This window comes from uncultured Microbulbifer sp. (assembly GCF_947498635.1).
Lineage (GTDB): Bacteria > Pseudomonadota > Gammaproteobacteria > Pseudomonadales > Cellvibrionaceae > Microbulbifer > Microbulbifer echini.
The window spans coordinates 1-18,359 of record NZ_CANMKV010000043.1 but is presented as its reverse complement, the minus strand read 5'-3'; the positions used below and the strand labels follow the sequence as shown (position 1 = coordinate 18,359).

Genomic DNA, 18,359 nt, shown 5'->3' with positions numbered 1-18,359 from the left:
CCCTAGGGGACCTTTTCACAAGCTGCAGCGGGATTATGCGTCCGCTTTGACCTGAGCGCCTTCAGTCTGCTGCTGCGCCTGATTCAGGGCTTGGGCAAACAGGGCGTCGAAATTAACCGGTGGCAACATCAGAGCCGGGAAAGAGCCTTTAACAACAGCGTTGTCGATCACTTCGCGGGCATACGGGAACAGGATCTGCGGACAGGCGGTATTCAGTGCCTGCGCCAGCTGTTGACCTTCCAGGCCTTTGATACCAAACAGACCGGCCTGCTTCACTTCCACCAGGAACGCCGTGTCTTCTTCCAGCTTCACCGTGATGGTGAGCGTCAGCGCCACTTCGTACAGATCGTCTTCAACCTTGGCGGTCTTGGTGTTCAGCTCCTGGTTTACCTGGGGCTTCCACTGTTTTTTGAAAACATCGACACCCATTGGGGTCTCGAAGGAGAGGTCCTTCAGGTAGATACGCTGCATTGCGAATTGTACTTGTGGAGCCTCTGCGTTTGCCGCGCCGTTTAATTCTTCAGCCATGTTACTGCCTGTTTTTATAAAAAGTGTATTGATGCCTTCCGTGAGAAAGACTCCCCATATGAAGCCTTCAGATTGGGGCCTGCAAATACCGTTTCAAGGCCCGGACCGGATTAATCGCAAATATTGAAAACCGCGTGAGGCACGCGACGTCAACCTTTATCAGCCAGTCGACTTGAGCAATCCATCGAGCTTGCCACTGCGCTCTGCGGCCATCAACTCGTCGCAACCGCCCACATGGAACTCGCCAATCCAGATCTGCGGTACCGTGCGGCGACCGGCCTTTTCCGCCATCTGCGCGCGCAGCTCGGGCTTGTTATCCACCGCAATCTCACGATAGTGCACACCCTTACTCTTCAGCAGTTGCTTGGCACGCACACAATAAGGACAAAAACGGGTGGTATAGATGACTACATCCTGCATGACAAAACTCCGTCAAACTGATACATCCAATTAACCCTTGCCTTTCACCAAGGGCAGGTTCTGGTTGCTCCATTCGCTCATGCCGCCCTGTAATCGGCGTACCTGGAAGCCCTTCTGCTTCAGCAGGCGGCCCGCGGGCCCGGCGTGCTGGCCCATTTTATCCGCGACAATTACGACCTTTTCCTTAAATGGCTCCAGCTCAGCAAAGCGTTCGGCCACCTCCCCGTGGGGGATATGTAGGGCATCGACGATATGTCCGGCGGTAAACTCACTGCGATCGCGCACATCCAGGACCTTGGCCCCATCGCTGTTAATCAACCGGGTCACCTCATGCAGGGATACCGGTACACCGGCCTTGTAGCGCTCACTCAGAACCAGCGCATACAGCAGTGCAACAAGCAGGCCGACCAGCAGCCACTGCTCACTCAAAAAAACGAAAAAATCCACTCCGCCCCCAAAATCCATCGTGGTGATCGTTACGGCGCAGCTGCGCCAAAGCTGGCGGGAGTATACACGATTGTGGCGAATTTCTAACCAGCAAAATGTTCCCCCTACGGCACTCACATAGACTCTACAGGACCCATCCAGCACTAATCGACATGGTTAAACGATGGCCGAACGGGTTAAAATCCGCGTCCGCAATCCAAACCACCCGATAGAGGAAATCCGTCGCTATGGCCGCTCCGCAAGCCCCGAAAAAACGCCCCCTGGTCCTGCTGATTCTGGACGGCTTCGGCCACAGCGACAATCCCGAGTACAACGCGATTCGCGCCGCAAAGTCTCCGGTATGGGACAACATCTGGGCAACCCGTCCAAAAACGCTGATCCAGACCTCCGGTATGGCAGTGGGCCTGCCCGAGGGACAAATGGGCAACTCCGAAGTCGGGCATATGACACTGGGCGCCGGCCGGGTGGTGTACCAGAACTTCACCCGGATCAATAAGGCCATCCAGGACGGCGACTTCTTTCGCAATGCCGCCTATACCGCAGCGGTAGACAAAGCCATCACCAACAACGGCGCGATACATATTATGGGGCTGCTCTCCGAGGGCGGCGTGCACAGCCACGAAGATCATATCGTCGCCATGGTAACCCTGGCCGCACAGCGCGGTGCCCGCGCCATCTATGTGCACGCCTTCCTCGATGGCCGCGATACGCCACCGCGCAGTGCCGAGCCCTCTATCGCACGTCTGATGCAGGTGTGCGATGCCGTTGGCAATGCGCATATGGCCACCCTGGCCGGCCGCTACTTCGCCATGGACCGGGACCAGCGCTGGGAACGCACCAAATCCGTCTACGATATGCTCACCCTGGGCACTGCACAGCACAGTGCCCGCGATGCCCTGGCGGGGCTGGCCGCCGCTTATGAGCGCGGTGAGAACGATGAGTTTGTCGCCCCAACAGTTATCGGCGAGCCGGCTCCAATTCAGGATGGCGATGCCCTGATCTTTATGAATTTCCGCCCGGATCGCGCGCGTCAGCTGACCCGTGCCTTCACCGAGGCGGATTTCGATGGCTTCGAGCGCATTGCCAAGCCGCAACTGGCAGACTTTGTGATGACCACCGAATACGCTGCCACTATTCATGCCAGCTGCGCCTTTCCCCCAGAAAAACTGGTCAACGCCCTCGGCGAGTACCTTTCGGCTCAGGGCAAAACCCAACTGCGCATCGCCGAGACCGAGAAGTACGCACACGTCACTTTCTTCTTCAGCGGCGGTCGCGAAGAACCCTATAGCGGTGAGACCCGCGAGCTGATCAAGTCTCCAGATGTGGCCACTTACGACCTGCAACCGGAAATGAACGCAGCGGAAGTCACCGACAAACTGGTCGCCGCCATCGACAGCGGTGCGTACGACACCATTATTTGTAACTACGCCAACGGCGATATGGTCGGCCACACCGGCGTCTTCGAGGCGGCAGTGAAGGCTGTAGAAGCCCTGGACCAGTGTGTCGAGCGCGTAGTCGACGCAGCGCTGGCCGCAGGCGGTGAAGTATTGATCACTGCGGATCACGGCAATGTGGAGGAAATGTTTGACGCTAACTCGGGCCAGGTCAGCACCCAGCACTCCACGCTGCCGGTACCATTCGTTTATGTCGGTGCACGCAATGTGCAAATGTGTGACGGAGGCAGTCTGGCGGATGTGGCGCCAACCATGTTAGCGTTGATGCACCTGCCACAACCGGCAGAAATGACTGGCCATAGTTTGGTAAAAATGGACTGATGAAAACTCTCGTACTCTTCCTGATCGCCCTATTGTCACTGCCCGCCTGGAGTCAGGCGGAGGCGGACCAACAAGCACGCCTCACCGAAATTAAGCAGCGTATCGAGTCCCTGCAACAGGAGCTCAACCAGGTGCGCGGCCAGCGCGACCAGCTGCTCAAGGATCTGGAAGAGAACGAGAAAGATATCTCCGGGCTGCACCGGCGCATAGACCAGATCCGGCGGGATATGCGCAGCCGCACAGAAAAGCTGCGCGAACTCCGGCAAGAGCAGAAAACGCTACAGGAGGCCCGGCGAAGTATGCAGCGGCGGGTCGAACAGGAGATCGCCGCCGCTTACCGACTGGGCCGACAAGAACAGATCAAACTCCTCCTCAACCAACAAGACCCACAGAACATCGCCCGCCAGCTCCGCTACCACGATTACTTCCTCCAAGAACGCAGCCGCGTTATCGACCACTACCTGCAAACCCTCACCTCGCTGGAGACGGTCTCGGCATCGATTGAGCGCGAGCAGAATACCTTGCAGGCAGAGCGGGCACAGCTGCAGGAGCGCCAGGAAAAACTGCGCAGCGCACAACAGGGGCGCAAACGCACACTGGAAAAATTGGCGGCGAAACTCGCCAATGGCGGCGGTGAACTCAAACAGCTGCAGGGTGACCGCAAGCGCCTGCAGACATTGATCGACGAGGTGGGGCGGGCTATCGCCTCACTGGTCAATCCGGACCAGCACAAGCCCTTCGCCCGCCAGCGGGGCAAGCTGCAATGGCCGGTCAAAGGGCGTCGCGCCAATGCCTACGGCCAGCGCCGCGCCAACGGTATCACCTGGAAAGGGGTGACCATCCGCGCCGCCGCGGGGGAGCCCGTGCGCGCAGTACACCGCGGACGCGTAGTCTTTTCCGACTACCTGCGCGGCCACGGCATGCTGGTGATCCTCGAGCACGGCGACGGCTATATGAGTCTCTACGCGCACAATCAATCCCTCACCCGCAATATTGGCGAATGGGTCGAGAGTGGCGATACCATCGCGCGGGTCGGTAACAGCGGCGGCCTCACCCACAGCGGCGTCTATTTTGAAATCCGCCATCGCGGCAGAGCCCAGGATCCCACGTTGTGGTGCCGGGGTTAAACAATAGCCGTCCCGCTCGATGGCTCTTGGTTCTTTGGTGCATGCCACGCATTTGTACCAGTGCTCAGAGCCACTGCAAGACAGTCGGGCTTTTCGCGACTAAGCCTGTGACACAGTAGAATTTGGCGGCGCATTAGAATCCCTGCCAATCTCTGCGGTCTACACTTTCGCAAAGCAGCGAAGAAATAAGGCAGAGGTCACAACAATATGTTCATCTCCAAGGCGCTCACCACTTTTCTCGGAGCTGCCGCCCTCACAGCCCTGCCATTGATGGGACTCAGCGAGGGGGGCAACCAACCCAATGTGGCCACCGAGAACAGCGGGCGCCTGCCCCTCGAAGACCTGCGCAGCTTCGCCAAGGTTTTCGAGCAAATTCGCCAGGGCTATGTGGAAGAGGTGGACGACCGCACCCTGCTGGAATACGCCATCAAAGGCATGTTGCAGGGCCTAGATCCCCACTCCTCCTATCTCGACCGCCGCTCCTTCGACGACCTGCAGGCAAACACCACCGGTGAATTTGCCGGTCTCGGGATCGAGGTCGGTATCGAGGACGACCACATCACTGTCATCACCCCGATGGATGACACCCCCGCCTCCCGCGCCGGGCTCAAATCGGGCGATGTGATACTGCGCCTTTCGGGCAAATCCTTGAAAGGCATCGGCCTGGACGAGGCGGTGGAGTGGATGCGCGGGCCCAAGGGCAGCAGCGTAACACTGACTATCGCCCGCAAGGGCCACAAGCAACCCTTCGATGTCACCCTCAAGCGCGATACCGTGCGCGTGCGCAGTGTGCGCAGCAAAGTACTCGACGAGGGCTACGGCTACCTGCGTATCAGCCAGTTTCAGCTGGACACCGGCGCCGATGTCGCCGAGGAACTGATCAAACTGCAGAAGAAAGGCGCCCTGAAGGGCCTGATTATCGACCTGCGCAACAACCCCGGCGGCGTATTGCAGTCCTCGGTAAAAGTGGCCGATGCCTTCCTTGAAGAGGGGCTGGTGGTCTACACCGAGGGACGCAATGAAGCCGCCAATCTGAGTTACTCCGCCGAACCCGGCGACCTCACTGAGGGCGCCCCACTGGTCGTGTTGATCAACGCCGGTTCCGCCTCGGCCGCAGAAATTGTCGCCGGCGCCCTACAGGACCACCGCCGCGCCGTGGTTATGGGTACCGACAGCTTCGGCAAGGGCTCGGTGCAAACGGTGATCCCCATCAATGACGAGCGCGCCATTAAACTGACCACCGCCCTCTATTACACCCCCAACGGTCGCTCCATCCAGGCCCAGGGCATCACGCCGGACATCACCGTGGAACGGGTCAAAGTCACCCGTCTCAACGATACGCCGCGCCCCACTGAAGCGGACCTGGCCGGACACCTGGACAATGGCAATGGCGGTGCCGATCGAACTTCGGAGGACCGTGCGCGGGAACAGGAGGAGCGCGATAACTGGCTGGATCGCGACAATCAGATTTTCGAGGCACTCAATGTACTCAAAGGGCTGAATCTCTACGCTCACAGGGACAGGGGTCTGCGCGAACGCTTTGCCCGTGCAGACAAAAAGCAGTAACTGGCGCGCGGCGGGCTCACACCCGCCGTCAGCGCAACTGCTTCAACTTAACGCACCCCTCACCTGTCCGCGATCCCCCTCTCTGCCCACAGGCATCTCAAAGACCTCAAATATCTATAGGCGCATCTCTATCCCAGCTTCCTGCATATAGGCTTTGGCTTCGGCGATACTGAACTCGCCAAAGTGGAAGATACTGGCCGCCAGTACCGCATCGGCACCACCCTGTAATACGCCCTCGGCCAAATGCTGCAGATTGCCGACGCCGCCGGAGGCAATCACCGGCACCGGCACCGCCTCTGTAATCGTGCGGGTCAGATTCAGGTCGAAACCATTCTTGGTGCCATCGCGATCCATACTGGTGAGCAGTATTTCACCGGCGCCGTACTCGGCCATCTGCCGCGCCCAACCCACGGCGTCTATACCGGTGGGCTGGCGCCCACCGTGGGTAAAGATCTCCCAGCGGTTCTCGCCCACCTGCTTGGCATCGATGGCCACCACAATGCACTGGCTGCCGAAACGCTCGGCCGCCTCGCGCACAAACTCGGGATTCTTCACCGCTGCAGAGTTGATCGCCGTCTTGTCCGCACCGGCGTTGAGCAGATTGCGGATATCCTGCAGGCTGCGTACGCCACCACCGACGGTGAGCGGAATAAACACCTCGTGCGCCATTTTTTCCACGATATGCAGAATCGTATCGCGCTGCTCGTGGGTGGCGGTGATATCGAGAAAAGTGACCTCATCGGCCCCCGCCTCGTTGTAGCGGCGGGCGATTTCTACCGGGTCGCCGGCATCGCGGATATCGACAAAGTTCACGCCCTTTACCACGCGGCCGCCATCGACATCGAGACAGGGAATAATGCGTTTCGCCAGTGCCATTATTTTTTCCGTTGATCGCAGAGCTGCTGCGCCGCGCGCAGGTTCAGCTTGTCTTCGTAAATTGCCCGACCGGTAATCGCCCCGTATATCGCACCGGTGTCCAGTAGCTGTTCGATATCCTCGATGCTGCTGACCCCACCGGAGGCGATAATCGGCACCTGCACCGCACGGGCCATTTCCAGGGTGGCCTCGATATTGACCCCCTGCATCATCCCGTCGCGGGCGATATCGGTGTATACGATCGAGCTGACCCCACAATCGGCGAAACGCTTGGCCAGTTCTGTGGCTTTCAGCTCGGATACCTCGGCCCAACCCTCAGTGGCCACCAATCCGTCTTTGGCATCGAGACCGACGATAATATGCCCCTCGAATTCACGACAGGCCTCCTCCACCAGCCTGGGCTCTTTCACTGCCGCAGTGCCGATAATGGCCCAGGTCACTCCGGCTTGCAGATAGCGCTCGATGGTGTGCAAATCGCGGATACCGCCGCCGATCTGCACTGGCAGGTGGGGAAACTGTTTGGCGATAGCGGTGACGGCCTCACCGTTGACCGGATTGCCGGCGAAGGCGCCATTCAGGTCCACCAGGTGCAGGCGCTTGGCGCCCTCGTTCACCCAGTGCTGGGCAGTGGCCAGGGGGTCGTCGGAAAATACGGTGGCGTCGTCCATTTCGCCCTGACGCAGGCGTACGCACTGGCCGTCCTTCAAATCGATAGCGGGAATTACAATCATGCTCTGTCTTTCATCGGCAGTAGTTATTGGGGGCGGGAATAGTCCGCGGGCCTCAGGCCCGGCCATTCCAGCTGACAAAGTTTTTAAGTAGTTGCAGGCCAGTCTCGGCGCTCTTCTCCGGGTGAAACTGGGTAGCGAAAATATTTTCCCGCGCCACCGCGGCCGCCAGGGGCACACCGTAGTCCGTGCTCCCGGCCAGATCCGCATTGTCCTCAGCGGGGACATAGTAACTGTGCACAAAGTAAAAACGGCTGTTGTCGGCGATGCCGGCCCACAGGGGGTGCTCGCGAGTTTGCCGCACACTGTTCCAGCCCATATGCGGGACTTTCAAGCGCCCCCCCATGGCGGCCAAGGGCAGGGCCTTGCCGAAAAATTTCACCGGCTGCGGAAAAATATCCAGACAATCGACCCCATTATTTTCCTCACTGTGGCGCATCATAATTTGCATGCCCACACAGATACCCAGCACCGGCGTCTCCGCGGCGATGGCATCCTCGAGCAGCGGCGCGAAACCCGCCTCGACAAACCCTGTCATACAGTCGCGGATAGCACCAACTCCCGGTACCAATAAGCGCTCTGCGCCCTCGGCCTGCTCGGGAGTTTGCGCCAGCACGACCTCGGCTTGCGGCGCCACTTTGTCCAGGGCACTGGCCACCGAGTGCAGATTGCCCATGCCGTAGTCGAGTACCGCAATCTTCCCCATCACAACACCCCCTTGGTGGAGGGCATGGTGCCGGCCATCCGCGGGTCCGGGGTCAGCGCCATACGCAGGGCGCGGCCGAACGCTTTGAATACGGTTTCCACCTGATGATGGGCGTTGTAGCCGCGCAGGCAATCGATATGCACCGTCACCAGCGCATGGTTTACAAAGCCCTGAAAGAATTCGTAGAACAGCTCGGTATCGAAGTTGCCGATGCGCTTTTGCGTGAAAGGCACCTCCATCACCAGGCCGGGGCGACCGGAAAAGTCGATCACCACTCTGGAAAGGGCCTCATCCAGCGGCACATAGCTGTGACCGTAGCGGGTCATGCCCTTCTTATCTCCCAGAGCTTCGGTGATGGCTTTGCCGAGGGTGATGCCAATATCTTCCACCGTATGGTGGTCATCGATATGGATATCGCCATCGCAGCGGATATCCATATCAATCATACCGTGGCGGGCAATCTGATCGAGCATATGCTCCAAAAAGGGAACCCCGGTGGCAAACTGGCCGTGCCCCTGGCCGTCCAGGTTGACGCTGACTTGAATCTTGGTTTCCAGAGTGTCGCGGGTGACGCTAGCCTTACGCATCGAGAGCGTTCCTTTTTTGGTCGATAAGACAGAGGGCGCAAATTATAGGATGAATGACGCCCCCTGTGGTCCGCTAGTGTCAGATGAAACTTGATTCGTAATCCTGAGCACCTATCATGCTCAGCATGGTTACCTTCAAGCGCCGAAAATCCCATTACTGGGCCAGCCTGTTTCTGCTACTCGCCTTAGTCGCAGCACAGCCGCTGTGGGCGGAGCATTTCCACCTTGGCAACAGCCAGGTAGAACTGTGTGACCTGTGCTGTATGCACTCCCCCGCAGCACTCAGCAGCGAGCCACTGCTCGTTCAGGCTGAGCCCCAAAGTCATTACAACCGACGCTCTGCGCCGACAGCGCGCGATTGCCAGCCGGAGCGCCAGAGCGCGCGCGCCCCACCTCCCTCCCTGTCACTCCGTTAATCCAAAAAACACTAACAACTTGCTTTGTGGATGCCCGCGCCTGTGCGCCTTGGGCGGCGTCCGCCTGTGACAGGACACAAAAACCAATGACCAAGTTCAACACTTTGGCCCTGGCCATCGCCAGCCTGGCCGCGCCCGCTATTTACGCTGCTGAAACCCACTCGACCTTAGAAGAGGTCAACGTCACCGTATCGCCGCTGGATAAACCCGCCGATGCCGTAGCTGCGCCAGTCACCGTCCTCTCCGGCGACGCACTGCGCAAGTCCGCCGCAGCAACCCTGGGCCAGACTCTGCAAGATCAGCCCGGTGTGGCCAACGCCTCCTTCGGCAGTGGCGTGGGCCTGCCGGTGATTCGCGGCCAGAGCGCCAATCGGGTAAAAATCCTCAGCGATAACCTGGATGTGTCCGACGCCTCCAGCACCAGCTCCGACCACGCCGCCAGTATCGAGCCGCTGCTCGCCGAGCGCATCGAGATACTGCGCGGCCCCGCCGCCCTGCGCTATGGCAGCGGAGCCGTGGGTGGCGTGGTTAATATCATCGATGGACGCATCCCCAGCGCCGTGCCCGAAGCGGTGGAGGGCGCAGTCGAGCTGCGCCACAACAGCGCCGACCGCCAGGACGCCTCCGTCTTTCGCCTCACCGGTGGCGCGGGGCAGCTGGCCTGGTATGTGGACGGGGTCTATCGGGAAAATGGCGATACAGAAATTCCGGGCCTCGCCATTATCGAACACGGCGAAGAGCACGATGATCACGAGGAACACGCCGGCGAAGAAAGCGAGCACGAAGAGGCGTTCAACACCGACGGCTATGTGGGCAACACCAATGCCCGCGCCCACAGCTATAGCGGCGGCGCCTCCTGGATCACCGACAGCGGCTTTATCGGTGTCTCGGTCAACCGCCTGGAAAACAACTACGGCATCCCCCTGGGTACCCACGAGCACCACCACGAAGAAGCGCACGCAGGGGAAGACCACGATGAACATGAGGAACACGCCGAGGTCGGTGCAATCGATGCAGTGCGTATCGACATGGCCCAGACCCGCTACGATCTCAAAGGCGAGCATCGCTTCGACGGCGATTACTGGGACAAACTGAGCTTACGCATCGGCTACAACGATTACGAGCATGTGGAGCTGGATGGCGACGTGGCGGGCACCCGCTTCACCAACGAAGCCTGGGAGAGCCGGATTGAAATAACCCACGATGCCGGTAACGGCTGGCGCGGTGCCTACGGTTTGCAATTGACTGACAAAGACTTCGCCGCCGTTGGCGACGAGGCCTTTATCCAGCCCTCGCGTACCCGCAGCGCCGGTTTTTTCACCATGAAAGAGCGCGAGTGGGGCGACTGGCACCTGGATCTCGGCGCGCGCCTGGAGCGCGTGGATATAGATCCAGAAATGGCCAACGAGCGCGATTTCAACCTGGTCGGCGCCAGCGCCACACTGCAGTACTTCCTCGCCGAGCACCAACATGTCAGTCTCGGCGCCACCCACTCCGAGCGCGCCCCGGTAGCCGAGGAACTGTTTGCCGACGGCGCACATTTGGCAGAATCCCGCTATCTGTTGGGAAATAACGAACTGGATAAGGAGAGCGGCGTTAACCTGGAGCTGGGTTATCACCACCACAACGAAGCGGCCAGCGGCTGGCACGCCGCCCGGATTGAGGCCAGTGTGTTCTACAATCAGATCGGCGGCTATATCTACGCACAGAACACGGGGGGCGAGGAAGAGGGGCTGCCCATCTACGCCTATGCCAATCGCGATGCGACTTTCTACGGTGCCGAGGCCTCGGTGACCTTTCCCCTGCGGGGCAGTTATTACGTGACACTGTTTGGCGATATGGTGCGCGCGCGCTTCGATGAAGCCATCACTGGTGAAAGCTCCGATGTACCGCGTATGCCGCCACTGCGCATGGGCCTGGCTCTGGGTGCCGAATACGATCAGTGGGGTTGGGAGTGGCGCACAGTACAGGCCGCGGACCAGGACCGCGCCGGTGCCGATGAAGAGCCTACCGACGGCTACACCCGCATGGACCTGAGCGCTGAGTACAACTTCACGATCGGCGGCAGCGACGCAGTGCTCTTCGCCAGCGCGCGCAACCTGCTCGACGAGGAAATCCGCAACGCCACCTCTCTGCTGCGCGACTATGCGCCGGCACCGGGCCGCAGCATCGAAGCCGGCGTGCGCTTTATTTTCTAAGGCACAATTGCTTCAATGGCCCCGCAGTGCATCGGCCCTGCGGGGCTGTATTTCCTACACTTCCCGGATAAGCTCTTTGTGAAGGGCACGGGAACATCAACCCCCGCCGCAGCGTCTGAAGTGTTGGTATACACGACGAATCTTCTAAAAAACACAGGGACAATCCTCTCCATGGCCTGGATCAAGCGCACACTTATCGCCTTACTGGTCGTTTTCCTTCTGCTCGCCGGCGCCGTCGCCTGGCTACTGGCTGGCCTAGACATCAATCAATACAAACCGCAGTTGGAGAAACTCGCCGCCAAGCAGGGCATCTCTCTGCAACTGCAGGGAGACATCGGCTGGCAGATATGGCCCCAGGTCGGTTTGCAACTGCGCGATATCACCATGGCCCCGCTGCAACTGCCCGAAGAGATCCTGGTGCGCGCCGATAAGATCGCCGTGGGGGTGGCCCTCAAGCCTCTGCTGCAGCGCCGTGTGGAGGCCGAGGAAATTGTACTGATCGCCCCACAGATTGAACTCTCCGTGGACAAAGAGGGGCGCGGTAATTGGGAGCTGATCAGCGAAGCACTGGAGGCGCAGAAAAAACAGCCGCCCAAGCTGGAAATTCCCAGGGAATCGGAAGAGCCGGCCCAGCAACAAGTTGAGCTCAGCCTGGACAAACTGCGTATTGAACAGGGTCTGCTTTCCTACAGTGACGCCCGCACCACTAAGACCTACAAGGTGGAAGACCTGAGTATTAGCGCCGACAACCTAGTGCCCGGCGGCGAACCTGGGCAACTCAGCGCCAATGCCAATGTGAGTGGCAGCGATTTGCGCTATCCGCTCAAACTGAAACTGGACAGTACCCTGGCCCTGGACGAAGGCCTCAACGGCCTGCGTCTGCAACCCCTGCAACTAATCGTTACCTCCAGCAACAGCGCCAAGGCCACCGTACACCTGCGCGGCTATGTGCGTCGCGAAAACGGCAATCAGCCCTGGCGTGTACAGATGAATCTCAACGCCAGCGCCGACCCCCTGCGCCCCTGGCTCGATCTGACCGGCAGCGAAGTCGTTACCCGCGATAGCGCCGTACTACAGAAACTGAATATCGAAGCCAGCATCGAAGGCACGGAACAAAAACTCAATCTGACACCACTACAGTTGCAGCTCGACGGCACCACCTTCAACGGCAGCGCTCAGCTGCGCAACGCGGAAATGCCTGGGCTCGACCTAAGCCTGCGCGGCGGCGTTTTTAACCTGGACAGCTACCTGCCGCCTTCCGATGAAGAAAGCGGTGAGGAGGGCAATAAGAAGAGCGGGGAGCCTGTAACAAAGGCACCCTCCACGGAAGCCACAGCACAAAGTGAGGAATCGACACAAACTCCAACGTCCGCGGAGACCCTCAGCGCTCAGCAGACCGAAAAGAAATCCAAGGCCGGCACGCAGGGGAAAACCGCCCAGCAAGTACCCGGCGAACCCCTGCCCCTCAGCGATCTGCGCGGTTTCAACGCCAACATCAGCCTCGCCCTGGATCAGTTGCAAGCCGCCGGTCTGCAGCTCGACAGCCCGGAAATACAACTCACGGTGGACAACGGCCTCTACCAGCTACAAAAACTCAGTGCCGACCTCTATGGTGGCCAACTCAATAGCAACGGCCAGTTTAACGCCCGCGCCCAGACGGCCGAAGGACAAGTCCGCGGCGGCCTCACCGGCGTGGATATCGGTAAGGTGCAGGAAGCGCTGTTCCCCAGTGAGAAAGTACAGGTGACCGGCGAGGCCAGCGTGAATTGGGATGGGCGCACCAAGGGCAAAACCTCCACCGATCTGCAGGAGAATCTGCGCGCGGCCGTTAACCTGTCCAGCAAAGAGCTCTCCATAACGCCGTTTAACCTGGAAAAGAGCATGTGCCAACTGTTCAGCTATGCGGAGAGTACCCCGATGCCAGACCGCGACTGGCCAGCGCAAACCGACCTGCAAGACCTGCGCGCCACTATCGCGGTGAAAGGCGAAGAGGTGAACGTGACCGAAATTCTCGCCGGCATCGAGAATATCGCCATGACCGGCGATGGTGAGATAGACCTGAAAAAACAGGACTTCGATTTCGCCCTCGGCCTCGCCCTGGTCGGCGAGAACACCTCCGCCGACGGCTGCTCCGTGAAGAACAAGCGCTGGCGCAACCGCCCGCTGCCACTGCGCTGCAAGGGCGACTTCAACGATGTGGGACCGGGTACCTGTAAACCCGACAGCCGCCGCATCGACGACCTGGTGCGCGAAGAACTGAAATACAAAGCCAAGAAAAAATATGGCGATAAAGTGGAAGAAAAGGTCGACGAACTGAAAGAAAAATTGAAAAACCTTTTTGGCCGTTAATGAAAGCCGCACCGGGGTCCGCCCGGTGCGCAACTTCGGCCCCAATATTCCACGCCAGCCACGCTCGCAATACCCTCATTACTCGAAAGCCGTTTCTAAAGACCGCATTGAACTGCAGTAACGAATGATAACGAGGGGACTGGCGATACGGTTGCCAAAGGCCTGAATCATCCCCTGCCCTTTTTTACATATCCTTTGATTTTTTTCCCATCCCACGACAACTTCCTTATTGCTTGCACTTTCTTTTCCCAAGATCAGTACAAACTCTACAGGGTGAATTGGCCAAATAACGGGAATAACAAATGCCATTACTGGAACGGAATCGAGACAATAAATCCAAGCAAGTGATCACCAAGCTGGTTACTAATGCTGCGAAAAACACACCTGGAGAGGAGGCCTGGGGTAACAACCACGTGAACTGCTATGCCTGGGCCGCAAACTGCGAGAAGCCCCACAAGGGCAAGCCAGACCCCGGCTCCAACTCCGGCTATGACGCGGGCCTGGACAATGCCCGTCTGATTGAGGGCGCCAAGCGCGACGGTATGGCCTATGTAGCCAATGCCCCAGCAAATGATCCCCCCCCTTTCACAAAGGGTTATTATTGTGTTGCCCTATATAAGTCCACAACCGATCACCACTGGTACCGGCGAGACCCGGAAACCGGCTACTGGACTCACAAACCAGGCGCTCACGGGGTGAAAAACTACGGCCCCGGTTTTGTGATTCTGCCCAAGCAGCTGGAAAGAGCAAACCATAACTATGGTATGGCAGCCACGGACTATCACTTTGTCGGCTATTTCTATGTGCCGGAAGAGGGCATTCAGGTCTGACAACTCAACCGGGATCGTCACGATCTTTCTCAGGCAGATCTAGACGATACGGGATGTGTGACCGGCCCTCACATATTTCATCTGGGCAATCCAAACAGTGCCGTCAGCGTACGCAACTCTATTGGGGGCTCCCCCCTGGTTATTTGTAACCGGGTCAGGGGATGCCTCTACCACTGGCGCTTCTCTTCCGGGCCGGTAGGTAGATCTCGGCTCCCAGAACCTGCCGACCAACACTAATCCAATGTGCTGTAGCCCCCTCAGCCGCCGTATCGACAACCTCTTGCGCGAAGAACTGAAATACAAAGCCAAAAAAAATATGGGGATAAAATGGAAGAAAAGGTCGACGAACGGAAAGAAAAATTGAAAAATCTCTTCGGCCGTTGATCGCAGCCGCACCGGGTCCGCCCGGTACGCAACTCCGGCCCCAATACTCCACGCCACCCAAACTCGCAGTACCTCCATGACCCCAAAGCAGTTCCAAAACGCCGTCCTCAAATGGTTCGACAAACACGGGCGCAAGGACCTGCCCTGGCAACAAAACATCAATCCCTACCGAGTGTGGGTCTCCGAGATCATGCTGCAACAGACTCAAGTGAGCGCCGTTATCCCCTATTTCGAGCGCTTTATGCAGAGCTTCCCCACCCTGCAGACCCTCGCCACCGCGCCGCTGGATAAGGTACTGGCCCACTGGAGCGGCCTCGGCTATTACGCCCGTGCGCGCAACCTGCACAAATGTGCGCAGACGGTTTTGCAGGAACACCGCGGAGAATTCCCACAGGATGTTGAAGCACTCACAGAATTGAGCGGTATCGGTCGCTCCACTGCCGGCGCGATTGCCAGTATCAGTATGGGGCTCCGAGCACCAATCCTCGACGGCAACGTAAAACGGGTTCTGGCGCGCTACCGCGCCGTAGAGGGCTGGCCTGGGCAGAGCGCCGTGGCCAAAGAGCTGTGGGATCTGGCCGAGACCTACACGCCCGACAAACGCGTCAATGATTACACCCAGGTGATGATGGATCTGGGCGCTACCCTGTGTACCCGCAGCAAACCCCGCTGTGAAGAGTGTCCGTTAAAGAAATCCTGTGCGGCCCACGCCCAGGGCAACCCGCAGGATTACCCCGGAAAGAAACCGCGCAAGGAAAAACCGGTGCGCAGTGCCACCCTCTTGCTACTGGAATACGAGGGTGAGATTTATCTGCAGCAGCGCCCCGCTAGCGGCATTTGGGGCGGCCTCTGGAGTCCACCCCAAGCTGAAGATCCCAAGGCCTGGCTGGCTCAACGGAGCTGGCACGCCAGCGCCATACAAACATTGCCACTACTGCGCCATACCTTCAGCCACTTTCACTTGGATATTACCCCGCAGTGGGTACAACTCGACAAAGTCCCCGCACAGGTGGCGGAGAACGGCGCCGGCTGGTATAAACTCCGGCAGTTAAACCGCGCTCGCGCGGCCCAGGAACTGGGGCTACCCGCCCCGATCGTCAAGCTGGCAAAACAACTACTGGCGCTGCAGGCACCCCTGTGAGCACCAACAACGGCCGACTAAAATCAGGAGGAGTCCATGTCCAGAACCGTATTCTGCCGCAAGTACCAAGAGGAATTGGAAGGCTTGGACGCACCGCCCTTCCCCGGCCCCAAAGGCGTAGAACTTTTTGAACACGTATCCAAAAAAGCCTGGCAGGAGTGGATGTCACACCAGACCATGCTGATCAACGAAAAGCATCTGAACATGATGGAACCCTCCAGCCGCGCCTATCTCAGCGAGCAGATGATGAAGTTCCTGAGCGGCGAAGAGTACGACGCCGCCGACGGCTACGTACCCCCGGAACAACAGTAAGCGGGCCCGCAAACCTTCCTCGGTAAAGAAAGAAAACTTTTTATAATCAAGGGGTTGACTCTGTACCGGGGAAGAGCTTTAATACGCGCCTCGCGACGCAGGGGAAGCCCAGCAAAATCGCAAAGCCCGGATAGCTCAGTCGGTAGAGCAGGGGATTGAAAATCCCCGTGTCGGTGGTTCGATTCCGCCTCCGGGCACCATATTAAAACCCGCGTCAGCGCTAGCTTTCGCGGGTTTTTTATTGTTTACGCAATGTGCCAAAAAGCGCCAAAGATCACTAGGATGTCCACATAGTATCCACGTAGAATTTTTTTGATCCGCAATTGACCCACATCTGCCACTATCCTTCCGCTGTCAGCCTGGGTGAAAGTCTTCTTCACTTCTCTTCAAAACGCTTCATTGTGTGAAAAGCCAACCTGCCCTAGGACTCGCATCAGCTCACCGCCCTGCCCCACTCTCAATTTCACCAACCAAAAGAACGCCCAAAATCGGCAGGCGTGGGGAGGAGTGACAGGCGGCCTTTTTGTCGGTATGTTTTTTGATCAGGGGGCAAAAGACCTTAAGATTTGCTGGGTTTCGGAGGAAATAGATGGTTTTGATTGCTTCAGGAGGGGTTGAAGTATCTTGAAATTTGCTTGGGGCCTGTTTGCTTCGCTTTATAGGTTTCGAGGCATCCTCTTGAAGTGATAGGATTTTGTCAGCTAATCAATAAACCGGGCCAGTTCATTAACCCTCACTCTCAAACTAAGAAGAGGAAAAGAACAAACAGCTCCCACAGAGCAAACCCACTTAAGGGAATATATTTTTGTGAAGTAATAGTCCGTCAATTCCTAAAGCCAAAACATTAATTAAAAACAATGAAAACCAACTCTAAAATACTCGACAAGTATGAAAAGAACTTAATACAATCATTAAATTAGCTGAATTAATATTCAGAGATTGTTTAAACCGAAATAATAAAGACGCCCCATACTACGCCATTATGGCTCTCTACGCCTCTATGATAGAGTTAAGTATGGCATTACATAAAATCTTTCAAAAAAAATTATATATAGCAACACAGCCAGTCGCCCGATCCACCTACGAAGTCTATATAGACATTCTTGGTTTCAAGTAGTTTAAAAAAGAAATTTAACTGCAAAATCGCTAATCCAAAATAAGAAATCTTTCTCAAAAAATAGTAACTTTATCTCTAAATAAACTTGATACCTGCCCGGTAAGTTTACAAGATAAATTTATAACTAAAATACCAACACAAAGCCCAACCACCCTATTTTAGCTTTGACGTTATATTTCACAGACATCATGCAATCTAACCTAAAAGGATTTAACTATGAAAATTGTTACAAAAAGTTTTCTAGCACCCTTACTTGCTGCAGGACTAGCACTTGGCCACACTACATCTGCGCTATCCCAAGCTACAGATAGTGCAACCAGTTTGATAACCCTGCAATTTGACACAATCATCTCAATAGATAATGTTGACCCTATTACTATATCAAACCCAATGCCAGGAAATAGCGCAACAGGCGATGACAGATTTTGTGTTGCCGGAAATGGGTTTTCAACTTACGGCATAACCTTTCAGAATGATGGAACTGATCCTACATATAGCCTGATAGGATCTGACGGAACCTCAATTACTTATAGTGTGGTCTACCAGAACGATGGCGTAATTCCTCAACAAGCTAATGCAGGAGTACCTATTACCAACAACACTCTTCAAGCATCTAACTGCGCAAATGATAACGCTACTTTTTTTATTAGTATTCCTGTGACCGAGTGGGAGCCAAATCAATCATCTGCGCCTTTCTCTGGAACACTTCGAATTACCGTTGAAGCGGAATAAACCAGCAAAAAAATCCAGAAAATCGATCATGATGCACTAGATACTATTAACCCGGCGGACAAATAGTTTCATTATGCTGCATATTTAATCGATTCATGCCGGAAGTAGGATGCTACACGC

Annotated in this window: 18 protein-coding genes and 1 tRNA gene; 11 read left to right on the top strand and 8 right to left on the bottom strand. The window is 57.0% G+C overall.

Annotated elements, in window-relative coordinates; translation table 11 throughout:
• Positions 1–33: 33 nt before the first annotated feature.
• From secB to Q1A69_RS17095, 3 genes are all read right to left on the bottom strand, one after another.
• Positions 34–528, bottom strand: coding sequence for a protein-export chaperone SecB (gene secB / locus Q1A69_RS17105; RefSeq protein WP_299588104.1), 495 nt, complete (start codon positions 526–528; stop codon positions 34–36).
• A gap of 159 nt (positions 529–687) precedes the next feature.
• On the bottom strand, positions 688–948 hold the full coding sequence (grxC, locus tag Q1A69_RS17100; protein WP_299588101.1) for a glutaredoxin 3: 261 nt from the start codon (positions 946–948) through the stop codon (positions 688–690).
• A 30-nt stretch (positions 949–978) separates the two neighbouring features.
• Positions 979–1,413, bottom strand: a complete 435-nt coding sequence (locus Q1A69_RS17095; RefSeq protein ID WP_299588150.1) for a rhodanese-like domain-containing protein — start codon at positions 1,411–1,413, stop codon at positions 979–981.
• A gap of 209 nt (positions 1,414–1,622) precedes the next feature.
• Here Q1A69_RS17095 and gpmI point away from each other — a divergent pair, with 209 nt between their 5' ends.
• The 3 genes from gpmI (at position 1,623) to Q1A69_RS17080 (ending at position 5,863) form a co-directional block, all read left to right on the top strand.
• Positions 1,623–3,170 (top strand): 2,3-bisphosphoglycerate-independent phosphoglycerate mutase, encoded by a 1,548-nt coding sequence (gene gpmI / locus Q1A69_RS17090; RefSeq protein ID WP_299588098.1) that lies wholly within the window; start codon positions 1,623–1,625, stop codon positions 3,168–3,170.
• Complete coding sequence (locus tag Q1A69_RS17085) at positions 3,170–4,297, top strand: peptidoglycan DD-metalloendopeptidase family protein (protein WP_299588095.1); 1,128 nt, start codon at positions 3,170–3,172, stop codon at positions 4,295–4,297. The genes gpmI and Q1A69_RS17085 overlap by 1 nt, the downstream gene beginning before the upstream one ends.
• A gap of 207 nt (positions 4,298–4,504) precedes the next feature.
• A complete protein-coding gene (locus Q1A69_RS17080; RefSeq protein ID WP_299588093.1) occupies positions 4,505–5,863 on the top strand; it encodes a S41 family peptidase in 1,359 nt (452 codons plus the stop codon).
• A gap of 114 nt (positions 5,864–5,977) precedes the next feature.
• On the opposite strand, the gene hisF is transcribed toward Q1A69_RS17080, so the two are convergent.
• Genes hisF through hisB form a run of 4 tightly spaced genes read right to left on the bottom strand, consistent with a single transcriptional unit; the run spans position 5,978 to position 8,760 of the window.
• Positions 5,978–6,739 (bottom strand): imidazole glycerol phosphate synthase subunit HisF, encoded by a 762-nt coding sequence (gene hisF / locus Q1A69_RS17075; RefSeq protein WP_299588091.1) that lies wholly within the window; start codon positions 6,737–6,739, stop codon positions 5,978–5,980.
• Complete coding sequence (gene hisA, locus Q1A69_RS17070) at positions 6,739–7,470, bottom strand: 1-(5-phosphoribosyl)-5-[(5-phosphoribosylamino)methylideneamino]imidazole-4-carboxamide isomerase (protein WP_299588089.1); 732 nt, start codon at positions 7,468–7,470, stop codon at positions 6,739–6,741. The genes hisF and hisA overlap by 1 nt, the downstream gene beginning before the upstream one ends.
• A 52-nt stretch (positions 7,471–7,522) precedes the next feature.
• Complete coding sequence (gene hisH, locus Q1A69_RS17065) at positions 7,523–8,173, bottom strand: imidazole glycerol phosphate synthase subunit HisH (RefSeq protein ID WP_299588087.1); 651 nt, start codon at positions 8,171–8,173, stop codon at positions 7,523–7,525.
• Complete coding sequence (hisB, locus tag Q1A69_RS17060; RefSeq protein WP_299588084.1) at positions 8,173–8,760, bottom strand: imidazoleglycerol-phosphate dehydratase HisB; 588 nt, start codon at positions 8,758–8,760, stop codon at positions 8,173–8,175. The genes hisH and hisB overlap by 1 nt, the downstream gene beginning before the upstream one ends.
• Positions 8,761–8,876: 116 nt before the next feature.
• On the opposite strand from hisB, the gene Q1A69_RS17055 reads away from it, so the two are divergent.
• The 3 genes from Q1A69_RS17055 to Q1A69_RS17045 all read left to right on the top strand — a co-directional run bounded on the left by Q1A69_RS17055 (position 8,877) and on the right by Q1A69_RS17045 (position 13,723).
• The gene (locus Q1A69_RS17055) at positions 8,877–9,176 is read left to right on the top strand and encodes a hypothetical protein (protein WP_299588081.1); all 300 of its coding nucleotides are present in this window, start codon (positions 8,877–8,879) and stop codon (positions 9,174–9,176) included.
• Positions 9,177–9,262: 86 nt separating this feature from the next.
• Entirely contained in the window at positions 9,263–11,374 is a 2,112-nt protein-coding gene (locus tag Q1A69_RS17050) for a TonB-dependent receptor (RefSeq protein ID WP_299588078.1), read from the top strand.
• Positions 11,375–11,389: 15 nt separating this feature from the next.
• A complete protein-coding gene (locus Q1A69_RS17045) occupies positions 11,390–13,723 on the top strand; it encodes an AsmA family protein (RefSeq protein ID WP_299588075.1) in 2,334 nt (777 codons plus the stop codon).
• 78 nt (positions 13,724–13,801) lie between these two features.
• Here the strand turns inward: Q1A69_RS17045 and Q1A69_RS17040 are convergent, their stop codons facing one another.
• Positions 13,802–14,032: a hypothetical protein gene (locus Q1A69_RS17040; RefSeq protein WP_299588072.1), complete on the bottom strand. Its 231-nt coding sequence runs from the start codon at positions 14,030–14,032 to the stop codon at positions 13,802–13,804.
• Here Q1A69_RS17040 and Q1A69_RS17035 point away from each other — a divergent pair.
• From Q1A69_RS17035 to Q1A69_RS17015, 5 genes are all read left to right on the top strand, one after another.
• Positions 14,026–14,553 carry a hypothetical protein gene (locus tag Q1A69_RS17035; protein WP_299588069.1) on the top strand — a complete coding sequence of 176 codons (528 nt, stop codon included), beginning with the start codon at positions 14,026–14,028 and terminating at the stop codon, positions 14,551–14,553. The two genes, Q1A69_RS17040 and Q1A69_RS17035, sit on opposite strands and share 7 nt — an antisense overlap.
• A 460-nt stretch (positions 14,554–15,013) precedes the next feature.
• On the top strand, positions 15,014–16,078 hold the full coding sequence (gene mutY, locus Q1A69_RS17030) for an A/G-specific adenine glycosylase (RefSeq protein ID WP_299588066.1): 1,065 nt from the start codon (positions 15,014–15,016) through the stop codon (positions 16,076–16,078).
• 36 nt (positions 16,079–16,114) lie between these two features.
• Positions 16,115–16,390, top strand: a complete 276-nt coding sequence (locus tag Q1A69_RS17025; RefSeq protein ID WP_299588064.1) for an oxidative damage protection protein — start codon at positions 16,115–16,117, stop codon at positions 16,388–16,390.
• A 124-nt stretch (positions 16,391–16,514) separates the two neighbouring features.
• Positions 16,515–16,590 (top strand) — tRNA-Phe (locus Q1A69_RS17020).
• 1,133 nt (positions 16,591–17,723) lie between these two features.
• Entirely contained in the window at positions 17,724–18,239 is a 516-nt protein-coding gene (locus Q1A69_RS17015) for a hypothetical protein (protein ID WP_299588062.1), read from the top strand.
• The last annotated feature ends 120 nt before the right edge of the window (positions 18,240–18,359 follow it).